This is a genomic window from Thiocapsa bogorovii (assembly GCF_021228795.1).
GTDB classification, from domain to species: domain Bacteria; phylum Pseudomonadota; class Gammaproteobacteria; order Chromatiales; family Chromatiaceae; genus Thiocapsa; species Thiocapsa bogorovii.
Window position 1 is genome coordinate 4,890,532 of record NZ_CP089309.1, and the last position, 15,643, is coordinate 4,906,174.

17 protein-coding genes and 1 pseudogene are annotated in these 15,643 nt (G+C 65.1%); 7 read left to right on the forward strand and 11 right to left on the reverse strand.

What is annotated here, in order from left to right:
* Window positions 1-375: 375 nt before the first annotated feature.
* Together LT988_RS21755 and LT988_RS21760 are read left to right on the forward strand one after the other, a co-directional pair.
* Window positions 376-1,185 (forward strand): tyrosine-type recombinase/integrase, encoded by an 810-nt coding sequence (locus LT988_RS21755; protein WP_232407572.1) that lies wholly within the window; start codon window positions 376-378, stop codon window positions 1,183-1,185.
* Complete coding sequence (locus LT988_RS21760) at window positions 1,163-1,795, forward strand: tyrosine-type recombinase/integrase (RefSeq protein ID WP_232407573.1); 633 nt, start codon at window positions 1,163-1,165, stop codon at window positions 1,793-1,795. The genes LT988_RS21755 and LT988_RS21760 overlap by 23 nt, the downstream gene beginning before the upstream one ends.
* A gap of 93 nt (window positions 1,796-1,888) precedes the next feature.
* Here the strand turns inward: LT988_RS21760 and LT988_RS21765 are convergent, their stop codons facing one another.
* The 3 genes and pseudogenes from LT988_RS21765 to LT988_RS25695 form a co-directional block, all read right to left on the reverse strand.
* Complete coding sequence (locus tag LT988_RS21765) at window positions 1,889-2,362, reverse strand: nucleoside 2-deoxyribosyltransferase (protein WP_232407574.1); 474 nt, start codon at window positions 2,360-2,362, stop codon at window positions 1,889-1,891.
* A gap of 48 nt (window positions 2,363-2,410) precedes the next feature.
* Window positions 2,411-3,178: a DinB/UmuC family translesion DNA polymerase gene (locus tag LT988_RS21770; RefSeq protein WP_456300844.1), complete on the reverse strand. Its 768-nt coding sequence runs from the start codon at window positions 3,176-3,178 to the stop codon at window positions 2,411-2,413.
* A gap of 110 nt (window positions 3,179-3,288) precedes the next feature.
* Window positions 3,289-3,615, reverse strand: a pseudogene (locus tag LT988_RS25695) (LexA family protein); the annotation flags it as partial.
* A 392-nt stretch (window positions 3,616-4,007) separates the two neighbouring features.
* On the opposite strand from LT988_RS25695, the gene LT988_RS21780 reads away from it, so the two are divergent.
* Together LT988_RS21780 and LT988_RS21785 are read left to right on the forward strand one after the other, a co-directional pair.
* Window positions 4,008-4,268 carry a CopG family ribbon-helix-helix protein gene (locus tag LT988_RS21780; protein WP_232407576.1) on the forward strand — a complete coding sequence of 87 codons (261 nt, stop codon included), beginning with the start codon at window positions 4,008-4,010 and terminating at the stop codon, window positions 4,266-4,268.
* Window positions 4,265-4,555: a type II toxin-antitoxin system RelE/ParE family toxin gene (locus LT988_RS21785; RefSeq protein ID WP_232407577.1), complete on the forward strand. Its 291-nt coding sequence runs from the start codon at window positions 4,265-4,267 to the stop codon at window positions 4,553-4,555. The genes LT988_RS21780 and LT988_RS21785 overlap by 4 nt, the downstream gene beginning before the upstream one ends.
* A gap of 41 nt (window positions 4,556-4,596) precedes the next feature.
* Here LT988_RS21785 and LT988_RS21790 read toward each other — a convergent pair whose 3' ends face one another.
* The 5 genes from LT988_RS21790 to ppk1 all read right to left on the reverse strand — a co-directional run bounded on the left by LT988_RS21790 (window position 4,597) and on the right by ppk1 (window position 9,974).
* Window positions 4,597-5,250, reverse strand: coding sequence for a tellurite resistance TerB family protein (locus LT988_RS21790; RefSeq protein WP_232407578.1), 654 nt, complete (start codon window positions 5,248-5,250; stop codon window positions 4,597-4,599).
* 31 nt (window positions 5,251-5,281) lie between these two features.
* The gene (locus LT988_RS21795) at window positions 5,282-5,563 is read right to left on the reverse strand and encodes a hypothetical protein (protein WP_232407579.1); all 282 of its coding nucleotides are present in this window, start codon (window positions 5,561-5,563) and stop codon (window positions 5,282-5,284) included.
* Window positions 5,564-5,781: 218 nt separating this feature from the next.
* Window positions 5,782-6,756 carry an Acg family FMN-binding oxidoreductase gene (locus LT988_RS21800; protein ID WP_232407580.1) on the reverse strand — a complete coding sequence of 325 codons (975 nt, stop codon included), beginning with the start codon at window positions 6,754-6,756 and terminating at the stop codon, window positions 5,782-5,784.
* Window positions 6,757-7,018: 262 nt separating this feature from the next.
* Window positions 7,019-7,498, reverse strand: coding sequence for a hypothetical protein (locus LT988_RS21805; protein WP_232407581.1), 480 nt, complete (start codon window positions 7,496-7,498; stop codon window positions 7,019-7,021).
* A gap of 232 nt (window positions 7,499-7,730) precedes the next feature.
* Window positions 7,731-9,974 carry a polyphosphate kinase 1 gene (gene ppk1, locus LT988_RS21810; protein WP_232407582.1) on the reverse strand — a complete coding sequence of 748 codons (2,244 nt, stop codon included), beginning with the start codon at window positions 9,972-9,974 and terminating at the stop codon, window positions 7,731-7,733.
* 230 nt (window positions 9,975-10,204) lie between these two features.
* Between ppk1 and cmoB the strand changes: the two genes are divergently transcribed.
* The gene (gene cmoB, locus LT988_RS21815; RefSeq protein ID WP_232407583.1) at window positions 10,205-11,197 is read left to right on the forward strand and encodes a tRNA 5-methoxyuridine(34)/uridine 5-oxyacetic acid(34) synthase CmoB; all 993 of its coding nucleotides are present in this window, start codon (window positions 10,205-10,207) and stop codon (window positions 11,195-11,197) included.
* The gene (locus LT988_RS21820) at window positions 11,194-11,838 is read left to right on the forward strand and encodes a putative molybdenum carrier protein (protein WP_232407584.1); all 645 of its coding nucleotides are present in this window, start codon (window positions 11,194-11,196) and stop codon (window positions 11,836-11,838) included. Before cmoB ends, LT988_RS21820 begins: the two co-directional genes overlap by 4 nt.
* Here the strand turns inward: LT988_RS21820 and LT988_RS21825 are convergent.
* Together LT988_RS21825 and LT988_RS21830 are read right to left on the reverse strand one after the other, a co-directional pair.
* A complete protein-coding gene (locus LT988_RS21825; RefSeq protein ID WP_232407585.1) occupies window positions 11,783-12,022 on the reverse strand; it encodes an RND transporter in 240 nt (79 codons plus the stop codon). The two genes, LT988_RS21820 and LT988_RS21825, sit on opposite strands and share 56 nt — an antisense overlap.
* Window positions 12,023-12,195: 173 nt before the next feature.
* Window positions 12,196-13,617 carry a DUF6056 family protein gene (locus tag LT988_RS21830; RefSeq protein ID WP_232407586.1) on the reverse strand — a complete coding sequence of 474 codons (1,422 nt, stop codon included), beginning with the start codon at window positions 13,615-13,617 and terminating at the stop codon, window positions 12,196-12,198.
* Window positions 13,618-13,856: 239 nt separating this feature from the next.
* On the opposite strand from LT988_RS21830, the gene LT988_RS21835 reads away from it, so the two are divergent.
* The gene (locus LT988_RS21835; protein WP_232407588.1) at window positions 13,857-14,810 is read left to right on the forward strand and encodes an NmrA/HSCARG family protein; all 954 of its coding nucleotides are present in this window, start codon (window positions 13,857-13,859) and stop codon (window positions 14,808-14,810) included.
* Window positions 14,811-14,849: 39 nt separating this feature from the next.
* On the opposite strand, the gene LT988_RS21840 is transcribed toward LT988_RS21835, so the two are convergent.
* A complete protein-coding gene (locus tag LT988_RS21840) occupies window positions 14,850-15,605 on the reverse strand; it encodes a phosphate-starvation-inducible PsiE family protein (protein WP_232407590.1) in 756 nt (251 codons plus the stop codon).
* Between the last annotated feature and the right edge of the window lie 38 nt (window positions 15,606-15,643).

Here is a 15,643-nt window from a genome sequence, read left to right on the forward strand (position 1 = left end):
ACATCTATCCTGACATCCGGGGGGGCGGCGGTCTTGGCGGCTCGCCGCCTTGCGGGAGAGAACCGCAGAATCGCTCACAGGGTTGACTGCGACAGGCCGCTACGCGTCCAGAACCTGCCGCTCAGGTCCGAACAGTCGGCGGCAGCTTTGTCGTGACCGGTCCGTCAGTCGCCGGACGGCGGGTGACCGGTATCAGGATTTATGGAAAGCTTTCCATAAATCCTGTTATGCAAAGCTCGCGATTATGCACACTTCGATCATGAACCGCGCGCTGAGCGAGGTGAAACGCGGCTTGACGGGCACGGTGGGCATCGAATCCTCGACATAATCCGTGTGACCTTCTGAAGTGGATAACCCACTTGTCAGGAGGTTCACATGAGCAACGATACACAGCTTCCGCTCTCGACGGCAGATCGCCCGACCCTCTGTTCCGCTTCCGATCCCATCCGCGCGGAACTGCAGCGTTATGACGCGCATCTGCGTGACGTGCATGGCCTGGCACCCGGGACCCGAAGAACTTACTTACGGATCGCGGGTCGGTTGCTGCGTCAACATTTTGATGGCGATCATGTCGATATCGCCACGCTCCAACCGTCCGACATCCGCCGGTTTCTTGCCTGCGAATTGAGCGCGCATCGCACCTCCGCTCACGCGCGCAGCGTGACCAGCGGGCTGCGCCGCTATCTGCGCTATCGCAGCACGCAGGGAGATGCGGTTGAGCCCTTGACCGCCGTCATCGCCTCCCCGGCGCACTGGACACTGGCGCCCTTGCCGAAGGCGCTCTCGCGCGAGGAGGCCGCACGCCTGCTCGACGCCTGCCAAGCGGTCCAGCGCTGGCCGAAACGCGGGTATGCCATGGCACGCTGCGCGCTGGACCTGGGACTGCGGGCGGGAGAGATCGCCCATTTGATGATCGGCGACATCGATTGGCAGGCCGGGACGGTCACGCTGCGGGCCACCAAGTCGCGACGGCAGGATGTATTGCCTTTGCCGGTCGAAACCGGAGAGGCACTGGCCGACTATCTGATGCATGAGCGCCCCGGGAGCGCCGGTGCGGCGGTCTTTGTCAGGGCACTCAAAGTTCGCCGCCCGCCGCGACATCTCGGCCTTGCATATCCTCGAGCAAGCCCTCGGAGTTCCCTCCAAGCGCAGCGAGCGTCCCATGCTCGGGTTCCTGACCCATGAGGAGATGTTGGCCGTGATCGGCGAGCCGGGGAGCACCTGGACCGCGCAGCGCGACCACCTGCTGTGGACTCTGCTCTACAATACCGGGACACGGGTCTCGGAGATGATCGGCGTGCGCGTCGCCGATGTGGTCTTGGAGGCTTCACCCTATGTCCACTTGCATGGAAAGGGCCGTAAGCACCGTGCCGTCCCGCTCTGGCGCTCCACGGTCGGCGAGATTCGTGATTGGCTGCGGCACAACCCGTCACTGGTCAACGACGCGCCGCTGCTGCCGAATCGCGACGGGCATCCGATGACGCGCAACAACGTCAATCAACGCCTCAAGATCGCGGTCGCTCGCGCCGCACGGGTCTATCCCTCCCTCGCCGAGCGTCACGTCTCCCCGCACTGTATTCGACATACGACCGCGATGGCGATGCTCCAATCCGGTGTCGCGTTCAATGTCATTGCCCTGTGGTTGGGGCACGAATCCACCGCGACCACGCACCAGTACGTCGAAGCCAACCTGGCCATGAAAGAGCAGGCGCTCGCGCGACTCCAGGAACCGGCCAACCTGCCCGCACGATACCGGCCGCCTGACGAACTGCGTCGGTTCCTCGAGGCGCTCTAAATTATGTGAAGCTCTTGTCGGCTCTGGGCCAGACCTACGCCAGAGCCGGCGCTTGCTCTTCACATAATTTGGACCTTCACATAGATCCTGAACTTAGGCGTCGAGATCAAGCGCGCGGTCCGATCCGAACACCGCCCCGGGCAATGCGGCTTGCGTGTGCACGATGACGTTGCATGCCATCTCGACCAAGGCATTGACGATCGCATGCTCGGTTTCGCCCGCGCGACGAAAGTCGGTGCGGATCCCGACGATCGTCGCCTCCGCTACCTTGGTCGCGAAGAAGTAGCCGATCTCCCACGCGGTCCCGTCGTCGACCTGGGTGCCGTCGAGCAATGCGATCAGCACATCGGCACGGTCGAGCCCGCCCTTGCAGCGCCCGAAGATCTCCGCACGTGCCTCGGACCCCGAGGCGGCGATCTCCTCGGGCGTGATCAGTTCATAGGGCCAAATGATCTCCACCGCCTCGCCCCGTTGTGACGCCTGCTCAAGCAGGAGACCTTTGGTCTTGCGGTGCCAGTCGCGTTCGGCTTCGGTGAAGAGCGGTCCTGCCAGGTAGATGACGCGCATGATCGTCCCTCGAGTATCCCGTGAGTCGTTTCGGACACAGCGTCGGGCTTACCCCGCACGCACCGTCGCCAATCCCGCCCAGCGGGTCGTCGAGACCCCGGAGCCGCGCTCCGAGCGGCGTCGCCAGCCGGACCTGGACAGCTGACCCGCGAACCGCAGGGTCTCGCGCCCGTACTTGCGATTGATCGCATCCAGCACTGCAATACGGCGCCGCGCGCGCTCGTCCTCGCCGACCTCGGCGAAGAGATCCGTCGGCGCCTGCTCCGCCGGGACCACATCCGGCAACAGCACCCCGGCCTTGCGGTAGGCATCGCCGGCACGAAACAGCCGCTCGACCCCGCGCGTCGCGGACCGCACCAGCGCCGTGCTGTCCTGCGTCGGCACGGGGAAACCCACGGTCAGGGCGTTCGCGTAGTAGGCCCGGCCCGTGTCGAAGGGGTTGGTCTTCTCGAACACCGTCAGCGTCGGGGCGGCGAGCCCCTGCGCCCGCAGCTTCTCCCCGGCTCGGCTCGCGACGGCCGTGACCGCCGGCCGCAGCTCGGCCGGCGCGGTCACCGCCGCCCCGAAGCTGCGCGAGACCATGACCTGCCGACGCGGCGGCGCCTCCTCCTCCAGCGCCAGACAGGCTTGCCCGCGCAGCTCCCGAGCGATGCGCTCCACCACCATGCCGAAAGACGCGCGCAACCGCTGCGGGTGCGCCTCGCGCAACGCCAGCGCATCGGCGATGCCGATCGCGCGCAGGCGTGCCCCCGAGCGACCCGCGATGCCCCACTCGCAGGAGGCATAGAAGTTGTTGCAGTCGACCAGGGCGAACATGACGGGTGTTCCTGCGCCGATCCGCGCTCAGAACGAAGGCACGACATGGGCCAAACGACCAACCCCATCTCGCCCTGAATCTCCAGCGGCGCATAGTCCGGGTGCTCCGGCACCAGCCAGACCCGCTCACCCTCGATCTTCAGGCGCTTCAGGGTCAGCTCGCCGTCGACGGCCGCTACCACGATCGACCCGGATTTGGCCTCGCGCGAGCGGTCCACCACCAGCAGATCGCCGTCGCGGATCCCCGCCCCGGTCATGGAATCCCCCTGCACCCGCAGGAAGAAGGTTGCGGCCGGATGCCGGATCAACTGCTCGTTCAGATCGATGGTGCCTTCCAGATCGTCGTCGGCCGGGGAGGGGAAGCCGGCCGGAACACGCGCGCCGAAGAGCGGGAGCGGGCAGGGGAGCGGAGCGAGCGTGCAAGCGTGCACGATCATCCGTTTGCCGGGCGCACCGGATGGACCTGCGCTGCACTCACGGCGCCGGCGGAAACCTCGAATCGGGACATGGCGGATGACCGGAGCTGTATAAATATCTAGTCATGATACCGCATGCGGGGGCGTTCGGCCCCAGCCCAGACGGCCGGGCTCCAAGGGCCGCGATGCAGGTGACCTTGACGAGAGGTGATCCGACCCGCGACCGCGTCCAAGAGCGACGCGATCTCGCCCTGAACGATGGTGCACAACAGCGCGAAGCAATGGATCGGGGTGCCCGGAAAGGTCTCGGTGAGGTGGGGCAAGACGCCTGATTCGCCGCGTTTGCTTGTGACTCCGCGCTACTCCATGCCATGATTGCAAAAGCGTGCAACGCAAACACATGAGGTTCCCGCATGGCCGGAAGCACCATCACCGTCCGCACCGACCCGGAAGTCGTCGCGCAAATCGGCTTCCTCGCGCAGGCCATGGATCGGTCCCGCAACTGGGTGATCGAGGAGGCGCTCAAGCAGTACATCCAGGCCCAGTCATGGCAGCTCGAGGGAATCAAACAGGCGCAAGCCTCGATTGATCGCGGGGAAGGCATCCCGTTCGACGCGGTGATGGAGGAAATGGACGCGCTGATCGAGCAGACAGCGCGCGCACGCAACGCGTGAGGATCGTCTTCTCGCCGCAGGCGCGCGACGATCTTCGGGAGAGTTTTCTCTACATCGCAGGCGACAACCCGGACGCAGCGCGCGCACTTCTGAAACGTCTTCGCAGCCGCATCACCGACCTCGAGGACGCCCCGCACATCGGCAGGCCCGGCCGCGTCCCCGGTACGCGCGAGCTGGCTATCCACGGAACCGCCTACATCGCTCCCTACCAGGTCAGCGCCGATCAGCTGCAAATCCTGCGTGTCTATCACGGCGCCCGGCAGTGGCCGGATCACTTCGAGGAGTGACCCCGAGATCACATCCGCGTCATCGGCGGAGAGTCCGTTGCCTACCCCGCGCGACTGGCCGCTACCATGGCCTCGATCTGTCCCGCCAGCGCGCCGTCGAGACCCAGCGCAGAGGCAAGCGCATCCAGGTAGATCCGCTCCGGGGGCGAGGGCGGGTCGACCATCAGCATTGATGCGGTATAGACCTCGGCCGCCTGCTCGGGGGTGGCCACCGTCGCCGCCAGCCCGGCGATGTCCAACGGGCGACCGTACTTCTCGAACAGGAACGCCTTGTCCTCGTCCGGCAGGGCGAGGTCATTGATCCGGTTGAGGATGGTCTGGCTCTCCTGGACATCGATCCGACCGTCGGCCTTGGCTGCCGCGATCATGGCGCGCGCCAGCAGCACACCGAGCGCCGTGTCGCCTTGCGGATCACCTGGCGCCGGCAGGAAGGCGCTCCCGCGCGGAGGCGGCTCGATCGCCGTCGGGGCGCCCGGCTGCTGGCCCTGTTGATAGGTCTGCCACGCCTTGTACGCCAACCCGCCGACCAGGGCCACCCCGCCCAGCTTGACCGCGGAGCCGGCGAGCTTGCGGGCCTTCTTGCCCTTCTTCCCGCTCAGCAGCCCGGCCAGCGTCCCGCCGGCGAGACCGCCGGCCAGACCACCCGCCACACCGCTGCCGACCAGCTCATCGAGCAAACGCTTTGCGTCGATCATGCCGGGGTCCTCGCCTTTCGTTCCGATTCGCTCATGGGCACTTGCCCGCCGGCTCGCTCTCGATTTCCTCGACACGCTCGCCTTCCGTGTCCACGGAGGCGCAGGCGCCGACATCGAGCGGACCGTCGTCGGTGTCGATTGCGGTCGCGGCGGTGGCCGTAAAGGTCCGTCCGCCGATGACCCAATCACCGACAGTGTCGTCTGCGGGTCGGCTCTCGACGGTGCCGTAGAAGTCGTCGCCGGCCACGGCGCCGAGCGAAACGGCGAGGGCGCAGCAGGCCAGGGTCATGGCCGGGATACGTGGATTCGTCATCGGGTGTCTCTTCGGTTGAATCGGGTTCGGGGGCAAGATAGCCGATGCGCGCTGACGAAAAGCTGACGATGATGCTCGCCTGATCGCTGCCCGCCTGCTCGGCATCGCTCTTCGATGTCTTGTCGAGCGATCGGTTCAACAAGCCCGCCCCCGCTGCGCTGCCCCGACGCACGCGCCGGTGTCTCCCAACGGCATCCGCCGGTCAAAGGCCTACCACTTCAAGTCTTCACGACAACATGATTCGCCGGCCGCCGAAAGGAGCGCGGCATCAATGGCCCACGACCGAAGCGCACCAGGAGATCCGGGCGCCCCGGGCCGAGCCCGATCGCGGCGAGCAATTCGGACCGCAGCTCAGTCACCTCGAGCGGCTGGTTTAGATGTGCCGTGCGCACCCCCAGGACCGTCGCCTGCAAGGCAAAGCGCTCGAAGGCACGGCCGGCCTCGATCCAGTGCGCCGGTTCGTCGACCTCCGAGACGAACACCGCGAGTCCCGCGGAGCTGCGCACCTGGCGCACCGCCTTCGCGTTCTCGGACTTGGCTGAAACGAGGCGCTCGAACAGCGCGCGTCCGAGCCACGGCGGCAGGCTCGGTTTGCCGGCGCAGGCCGCAAACAGCCCGTCCCCCGTTTCTTTCGCTTGCCGGGGATTGAACCGGACCCAGTCCTTCAACTCGCGAACGAACGCCGGATCGTTCAGTTGAACGCGGTTGCCCTCGACCACCAGTTCCAGCACGCGCTCCATCGGCGCACGATCGGTCAGCAGCACGACCCGCACACCCGTGCCGCTCCCGGCCGCCTCCAGGGCGCGAAGCTCCGCGCTCGAAAGCGCTCGGCCATCGTAGTTGCAGCGGGTCGACTGGCGGGTCGCGATGGCCTCGAACAGCGCCGAGCGCTCTACCGGCCCCGCGTCCAATGCCACCGCCAGCGAGCCGCCCGCATCGGCCCGGAACCGCGCTTCGCCCCGCAACCCCGATGCCGGCGCAGCCTGCAGCAGATTCTCTGCGGCACAGCCCAAGCTGACAAAGAGATGGTGGTCGTCCGGATCCACGACCGGACAGCGCCGCCGCCGATCGGGCAGGATCTCGATCCGGTTCGGACCCAACCGGAACAGCCAGCACTGGGTGTTGTGACTGGAGGGCGCCAGGATGGCGTGACTGACCAGCTCGAGCTGTCGCGCATCGGGGGAGTCGGTCATGGCCGAGTCCTCTTCTTAAGACGAAAGGTGTCAAGTTCGGGCGCCGACGTCATCGTGCGGGTACGCACGGCGCGTCGCTCACTGCGCCATGTGCGCCGGCGTCGAGACCTAACCCGCGCCGGCGTCCGTAGGCGAGCGACATCTCGGCGCCGAAACCATCGCGGCCAACACCGGTAAGGGAACGGCTCTGCAATTCCGCTCCATGCTCACGCAAGAAGCCGCGAGTGCCGTCTCGGCGCAAGGCCTCGGCGTCGTTAGTGCCCTAAGGCACCCGGCTGACGGCGGGCGCGTCGTCATGTGGCAGGAGGTCCGGCGGCAACGACGGGAACCGCTCCCTGAGGCGCCCGGTGTCGGCGTTGCAGTCCGCGTCCGGGTCCTCCGATTCGCCGCAGGGGCCGAGGACCTGAACCACCCAGCGGCCGGCCTGTTGTCGCAGGAGCGCGACGACATCCTCGTAGCGATTTGCGCCGTCGCGCGACTGCGGGGCGGCCTCGATCCACGCCCAGCCCTCGAGCACCCTCAGGTCGGAGACGACGAAGACCAGGTCCGGCCCCGTCAGATGGATCAGCTCCGTGCGCAGCCCATCCAGAATTGCCCGGCGCTCCCGGCTGCCCGGCGGTGGTGTGGTGGGCGCCTCGACCGTGACGGCGGGCGCCGGCTCTGCAGCTCGGCTCGCCGTGCCGCACATCGGCAGGAGTAGGAGCGCGCCGCAGCCGATCCGCAGGCTTCGTGTAAGGTTCACGTTAATCGCCTCCTCAGAGACCCCTGGTCGCCCGGAGCTCGACGCTGGTGAGCGCGTGGCAGTCGATCATGTTGATGATCTCCAGCGAAAATCTTCGAACGACTCCGTCCTCGCGGTAATCCCCGTGGCCCGCCAACCCCGCCTGTGCGGGGTTGGCGCGCGGTGAACCGGAAACGGCGTCGGTGCCGTGCGGGGCTTGGCTGCCGGCGTTTCCCTTGTGCCGAGACCTTGGCTATTTGAGATTCTTTTCCCGCAACCGCCACTGGAAATGGCTCAGGAGCTTGGAACGCACCTTCTTTTCCTTGTGCTTGGCGGCTGCGGCGAGACGCTTTTCGGCAACACCGATCAGGGTGTCCTGGGCACCCTTGGCGTTCTCGTCTTCCGGGGTGCGTTGGGTGTAGTTGCCGTCCGAATCCATGTCCCAAGCGGAGCGGGTGTCGGCGAACTGCACGTCCAGGATGAGTCGCAGCTCTTGGCGCAGCTCCGGGTTCTCGACCGGTGCGTGAACCTCGACGCGGCTGTCGAGGTTGCGGCCCATCATGTCGGCCGAGCCGATGTAGTACTCTTCCGCGCCGCCGTTTCTGAAGTAGATGATGCGTGCGTGCTCGAGGAAGCGCCCGACGATGCTGACGACGCGGCCGGTCTCGCTGATCCCGGGCAGTCCGGGTCGGTAGCGGCAGGTGTCGCGGATGATGAGGTCGACCTTCACGCCGGCGCGGCTGGCCTTGTAGAGTGCGCGCGTGATCTCGGCGTCTTCCAGCGCGTTCATCTTCATCTGGATGAGGCCGTCGCCTTGGCGCTTGTGATGCTCGATCTCGCGGTTGATCTTCTCGATGATCCCGCGCTTGAGCGTGTAGGGTGCGGCAAGGATCTTGCGGTAGCTCGGGGGCGGTGAATAGCCGGTGAGATAGTTAAAAAGCTCGGTGAGGTCCTGGCCGATATCCTCGTCGCAGCCGAGCATGCCCAGATCCGTATAGAGCTTGGCCGTGCCCGAGTGATAGTTGCCGGTGCCGATGTGGTAGTAGCGGCGCAGTTGCGAGTAGTCGCGCCGCACGACGAAGATAAGCTTGCTGTGGGTTTTGAGCCCCATGACACCGTAGTTGACATGGATGCCCTCGGCCTCCAAACGCCGTGCCCAGACGATGTTCGCGGCCTCGTCGAAGCGCGCCTTGAGCTCGACCAGGACCGCGACCTGCTTGCCGTTGCGCGCGGCCTGCATGAGCGAATCGAGGATCGGGCCCGCCGAGGTGCGATAGAGCGTCATCTTGATCGCGAGCACCTTGGGGTCTTCGGCGGCGGTGCGCAGGAAGCGCTCGACCGAGGTGCTGAAGGCCTGATAAGGGTGCTGGAGCAGAAGCGGTCCGTTCTCCCGAATGATATGGAAGATGTTGCGTCGATCGTTGGCCAACAGCGGATGGTCGACTGCCCGATGGGTCTTGTCGTGCAGCTCGGGATTCTCGATCCCGGCGACCTCGAAGAGGTCGCGCAGGGCCATCATGCCCTCGACCTCGAAGACGTCCTCGTCTTCGTTCAGACCCAGCTCCGCGGCGAGCATGCCGCGATGGATACGTTCCATCCCGGGCTGGACCTCCAAGCGCACGATGGGAGCGAAGTGGCGCTCGCGCAGCTCGGTTTCGATCATCTCGAGCAGATCGTTCGCCGCCTCGGCGTCCGGCTCGACGATCGCGTTGCGGGTGATCCGGAAGAGGGCGCAGGAGTCGATCTCCATGCCGGGGAAGAGCATGTCGAGGTTCTTCACCATCAGGTCTTCGAGCGTGACGAAGGTGGTGCCGCCGTCGACGGGGATCAGGCGTTTGGAGACGTCCTTGCTGACCGGAACCTTCACGCGCGCCATGTAGACCTCGCTGCCCCCGGGGAAACGCAAGGTGACGAGCAGGTTCAGGGTCAGATTGGAGATGAACGGGAAGGGGTGGGCGGGATCCATCGCGAGCGGTGTCAGCATCGGGAAGATGTTGGCCCGGAAATGCTCGCGCAGCCGCTCGCGTGCGTCGGGGGGCAGATCGTCATGCAGGACGATGCGGATGTCGTGCTGTGCGAGCTCGGACATCAAAATGGCGTAGATACGCTGCATCTCGGTCTGAAACTCACGGACTGCGGCCTGGCATTCCTTGAGCTGCTGCAAGGGAGTTCGACCGTCCACGCTCGGCGTGTGCACGCCTGCGGCGATCTGCTGCTTGAGTCCTCCGATGCGTTTCATGAAGAACTCATCGAGGTTGTTGCTGACGATCGCCAGGAATTTCACCCGCTCCAACAGCGGGGTGCGGCTGTCGTCCGCCTCGTGGAGGACGCGGCGGTTGAACCCAAGCCAGGTCAGCTCGCGATTCAAATAGAGTGAAGGGTCGCCTAAGTCGATCTCGTCCGGAATACTCGGGACGGCGTTCGGGGCCGGGGCGACGTCTTGTGTGATCTCGGAATCCTCGTCGATGGATTTCTGGATCTCTTTCTTATTCATCATGTTGCGTTCCCTTGGACGGCAGGTCGGCATTCGGGTGGGCGGGGCGGGTATTCTAGCAACCGCGGATCGATCGAAGATTGCGGTTTCATCACGTGACTCTGCCTTGCCTTGGGTGTCGCTGCAAGCCCATCAAGACTCTGATTGAGGTTGCCAAGTTTGACGATCAACGAGCCGAATGACCTTACGGGTTGGCCGACCGCTCCGGATCTGGACCGCGTGGCCCGGATGGCATGGACCTGACGCCGTTCGAGCCCTTTCTCGATCGGCTCGGGCGGAGCGGTCTGGGCGCCCGGCGGAGAACGCTCGTCGCGAGGATCGCACTTCGGCTGGGGACGCGCGCGCACGGGGATCTGCCGCGCTGGGAGCGGGCGCTCGCGCGGCTGCCGGATCTGCCGAACGGCGGGCATCGACTGGACCGTCCCTGCGTGGGGCTCGACGGTGTCGGGCCGCTCGACGCCGATCTCGGGCGGGCTCTGACCGAGGCGCTGATGGCCCTGCACCCCTGGCGCAAGGGTCCCTTCTGTATCCAGGGCGTGCAGATCGACACCGAATGGCGCTCGGATCTCAAATGGGATCGTTTCGCCGGCGCCATTGCGCCGCTCGCCGATCGTCTGGTGCTCGATGTGGGTTGCGGCAACGGCTATCACGGCTGGCGCATGCTCGGGGCCGGTGCACGGTTGGTGATGGGGATCGATCCGACGCTCTTGTTCGTGCTCCAGTGGATGGCGATCAACCGCTATTTGGCGCGGGAGGACTTTGCGGTGCTTCCGCTCGGCATCGAGGATCTGCCCGGCGATCTCACCGGCTTCGACACGGTCTTCTCGATGGGCGTGCTCTATCACAGGCGCTCGCCGGTCGACCACCTGATGGAGCTGCAACGACTGCTGCGGCCCGGCGGCGAGCTGGTCCTGGAAACCCTGGTTTTGGAAGGCGAGGGCGAACGATTGCTGGTTCCGCCCGGGCGCTATGCCGCCATGCACAACGTCTGGTTCATCCCGACGGTCGATGCGCTCGCGGTCTGGCTCGGTCGCTGCGGGTTCACCGGGATTCGTCTCGTCGATGTCACTCGCACTAGTCCGGAGGAGCAGCGCTCGACGGCCTGGATGCGTTTCCAGTCGTTGCCCGATCATCTGGATCCGATCGATTCGAGCCGCACCGTCGAGGGACATCCGGCGCCCGTGCGCGCTGTCCTAATCGCGAACCGACCGGAGGCCAGCTTATGACCGGATTCGCCGACAAGCTCAGGCTCAAGGAAAAGGCCGAGGAGGATCTCTATTTCGCCCGACGCGACGCGGACCTCTTGGCTGCACGTCGGTCGGCCGAGGGGCGTGATCCGCCCCCCGTCGAGGCGGGGATACGGGTGGTCTCGGGAGGCCAGACCGGGGTAGATCGCGCCGCGTTGGAAGCCGCTTTGGCATTGGGGCTGCCGATCGGCGGTTGGTGCCCGCGCGGTCGTCGCGCCGAAGACGGCCCCATTCCGGAGCGCTATGGGTTGAGCGAGAGCCCGAACGCCGACTACGCGGAACGCACCGAATGGAACGTCCGCGACAGCGATGCGACCCTGATTCTGCATCGCGGCCCTGTGACCGGCGGCACGCGTCTAACCGCGGAGCTGGCGCGCCGACTCGGCAAACCCCTGTTGACGCGTGACCTGCTCGAGCGCATCGATGTCCGTGCGATAGCCGACTGGCTGGTCGCGAATCACGTGCGGATCCTCAACTGTGCCGGGCCTCGCGAATCCGGTGCGCCCGGGATCGGCGAGGAGTCGCGGCGGATCTTCGCGGCGGTCTTTCGCGTTTGGGCTCCTCTCAGCGAGGGGTCGTGTCCACCCGATGCGTCAGGAGACGCGAAAGCTTCAAGATGAGCAGGACCCACGGTGTCGCATGCAGCACCAGGTCGAAAATGTCGATCGGCTTCACCAATGTCCCGTCGGCGAGCATCTTCAGCTTTTCCCAAAGGTGCGGCTCCGGGACGAAAGGCGATAGCCCTAGGGTGAGGGCAGCGACAACAAAAAGATAAAGCGGAAAGCGGTCAGTCCAGCTGAGCATCGGATGAGTCCTGTGTGTGCGCCGAGGCAGTCCGATCCCGGCGCAGACGAGAGACAAAGCGAGGGCGGCTCAGGGGTCGTCGGCCGCCGGTGGTTTCCGAGTCGACCTGTGCACGCCCACCCCGCCTGGCTATGCGTCGCGGCGGTGCCGCTTTTTAGAGCCCTCGCCAGAGCCTAAGGCAGGCTCTCGGCCCAGATCGGATGATGCCAGCCGAAGTAGGCCCCGAACAGCCGATTTTCCTCGCGGCGTTCGTAGGGCTTCAGATCTTTCGAATAGAGTACCTTCATCCGCGTGCGCAGCGGCGGCAGGCTCAATTCCGTCATTCCGCGCGTTTGCGCCTCGCGGATCAGGGCGTAGCGGGCCATTTTTTCGGCATGAAAGGTCTGTACGCGCGGGATGTCGCGCGCGAGTTTGGGCAGATTGGAGACCGCGAGCAGTGCGATCAGGCTGCCGGTCGAGACCAACCGGCGCATCGCTATCCTGCTCGGATAGAGGTGATCACCGAACGCCCGTCGCAGGGCAGCCATCGTCGGGATCAAGGCCAGCGTGCCGAGCAGGACGCTGACGCTCTGCACCCGTCCGGGTGCCTCGGCCCCTTTCGCCCAAGCGGCCGGGAAGAAGAGCAGGACGAGCAGCCCGATAAAGGCCAGCGCGAGCAGGCTCCGCTCCGCCGTGGAGAGGCGCCCGAGGATGCCGTCGAAGCGCGCGAGACCTTCGGCAAGAAGGGTACGAATGAATCCGATCTGAAGGAAAGCCAGGGCAGATACGACCAGCTTCAGCGCGGTCACGAGCGCGTGGAAGACCGAGATCAGCAGGCTGCGACCCAGCGATTCGTTCCCGACCTCGCCGATGATCCCCAAGCGCACGTCATGGCCGGGAGCGAACGCAGCCATCGCCCCCAGCACCGCAATGACGATCAACGGAGGCAGCCAGACGCCGATCCGACGCCCACGCAGACGCAGCACGACCAGCGCCATCAATGCCGACAGCCCGACCGTCACCAGCATGATGGTTTCGTTCATCCCGGCGATCAGCGCCGCGACCACGGCCAAGATCAGGCCGAAACGCAGATCGCGAGCTCGGGACGCCGGTCCGCGGAAATAATCGGCCCAGACCCCGGCGAAAACGAGAAACAATGCGTTACCCGGTTGATAGGTCGCGGCCCCGGCCAGCCAGTAAAAGGCGGTGTCGAGTCTCGGGACGAACAGCATGTAGAACAAGAAGGCGAGATGACCGAGCACCAGCGGGCGGCCGATCCCGAGCACCCGGCAGAGTGCTCGGAAGGAGTAGAGAAAAGCCGCGTAAAGGGTCAAGAGGCTTGCTGCGGTGACCATCCAATAGGACTGCGTGAGATCCACCCACCGACCGAACGCAAGGGTGATGGCCGCGCTCGCATAGCGACCGCTCCAGTTCTGATAGAAATGGATGACCCCGCCGAGGATGCCCTGTTCGCGGGCGACATAGGCATAATCGAAATCATCGCTTGTCGGGTGGGCGTAGAACCCCAAAGCAAGCAGCAGTAGAAGCAATACGAGGCACGCGAGGATCACACCGATCCCGATCGGTCGTGCCTGCATCTCGGATTGCGCGTTCAACGCGCGACCGCCTGAAGGTCGCCGAGCCGATGCCTGCGGATCGGGCCAAGGGAACGCATGGCGCTTTCGGTGTCGCGGATTCTCTGCGGACTGGGCAAGACGGGATACCGGCGGTTGAGTGGTCGGATCAGGGTCCAGCGAGGTGCCGGCTCAGCAGTATACTTGCCGGGTGGCAAAACACCCGAGCTCGGAGTGCTTCGGCTCCGACGGATTTTTGTCGATTCCTTGAGGTCACCACCATGAGCAACCCAAAGATCATCGCCGTGTTCGGCGCAACGGGAGCGCAGGGCGGCGGTTTGGCGCGCGCCATTCTCGATGACCCTGATGGCGGTTTCGCCGTGCGTGCGATTACGCGCGATGTTGACTCGGAGAAGGCGAAGGTGCTGGCTGAATCGGGCGCGGAGGTCGTCGCAGCCGATCTGGACGACGAGACCAGTCTACGCCGAGCCCTGGATGGGGCCTACGGGGCCTATTTCGTCACCTTCTTTTGGGCGCATTTCTCACCCGAGAAGGAGATGGCGGAGGCCTGGAACATGGCCGCCGCGGGACAGGGCGCCGGCCTGCATCACGCCATCTGGTCGACCCTCGAGGACACGCGTCTTTGGATGCCCCTCGATGACGCGCGGATGCCGACCCTCATGGAGCACTACAAGGTCCCGCACTTCGATGCCAAGGGCGAATCCAACCATCTCTTTACCGAGATGGGCGTGCCGACGACCTTCCTGTTGACTTCTTTCTACTGGGACAACCTCATCCACTTCGGTATGGGGCCACGGCGCAAGTCCGACGGTCGTCTCGTCTTCACACTGCCGATGGACGACAAAAAGCTGCCGGGGATCGCCGCGGAGGATATCGGGCGTTGTGCGTACGGTATCTTCAAGCAGGGCGAGCGCTACATCGGCCAAACGGTCGGCATCGCCGGGGAGCATCTGACCGGCGAGCAGATGGCCGCCGCACTGTCCGATGCGTTCGGCGAGGAGGTGCACTACCGTTCCATCCGACCGGAAGTCTACCGCAGCTTGGGGTTCCCCGGTGCGGACGACTTGGGAAATATGTTCCAGTTCAAGCGCGATTTCGAGGCCGACTTCTGCGGCGCGCGCGACCCGACGGTCGCCCGCGCGCTCAATCCCGCGTTGAAGTCGTTCCGAAAGTGGCTGGAGATCAACAAGGACCGAATTCCGCGCGGCGGTTAGCCGCCTCCGGCGGGCGCGATGAGAGCCGCCGGCATCGATTCAATGGCCGTCTCCGGGTCCGGCCAGACGCTTTACGAGGTAATACCCTGCGACCAGCGTGCCCAACAATGCGGCTAGGCCCAACATGTACAGGGCCGGGTCGCCCTTGCTCTCCAGATCCAAGACGACGACCTTGCGGGTCAGTGCCGTGATGGCGATCAACAGCATGATCTCGACATGGACGGACTTGTCCGTCATATACATATAGATGCTCGCCATCAACTCGATCGCGATCAACACGATCAAGAACATGCCGAAGACTTCGAATAGCTCGCTCAAGTCAAGGAGAAACAGACCTTGCTGGCTGACGATGTCCTTGTACAGCACGAAGCAAAGCTCGATGACGGCGATCACGGCGACAACCGAGATCAAGACCAGCAGGACCGCGGCCAGCGCCTTCTCGAAATAGTGAAACGACCGGTCGATCACGGATTTCGGGCGAGGCTGGGTTTGGGCTTGGTTCGGACCCTGTCCGGTCCACCCGAACGGATCGAGAGACAATGGTTGCGGCGGACGCTCGCTCGGCGCGGGGACGATCCGAATCATCGCGCCGGCGTCACGGAAGGCGGCCTGGTACCGCGCCGCGGTCTCGCCGTCGACGCCCCGCCTGACCGTCACCGACGTGCCGCCGAAGAGTTGACGGAGAGCGGCGTCGGAGAGGTTGAAGGCGTGCTGAATTCGCTGTCGTGCCGTGTCCACATCGGTCCCCGGAACGAGGTCTCCGCTGAACTGGATGTCGAATCGGTTTCTGTCCATACCCTGCATCTGTCCGAGGCATCAGCGCGGAAGGATAG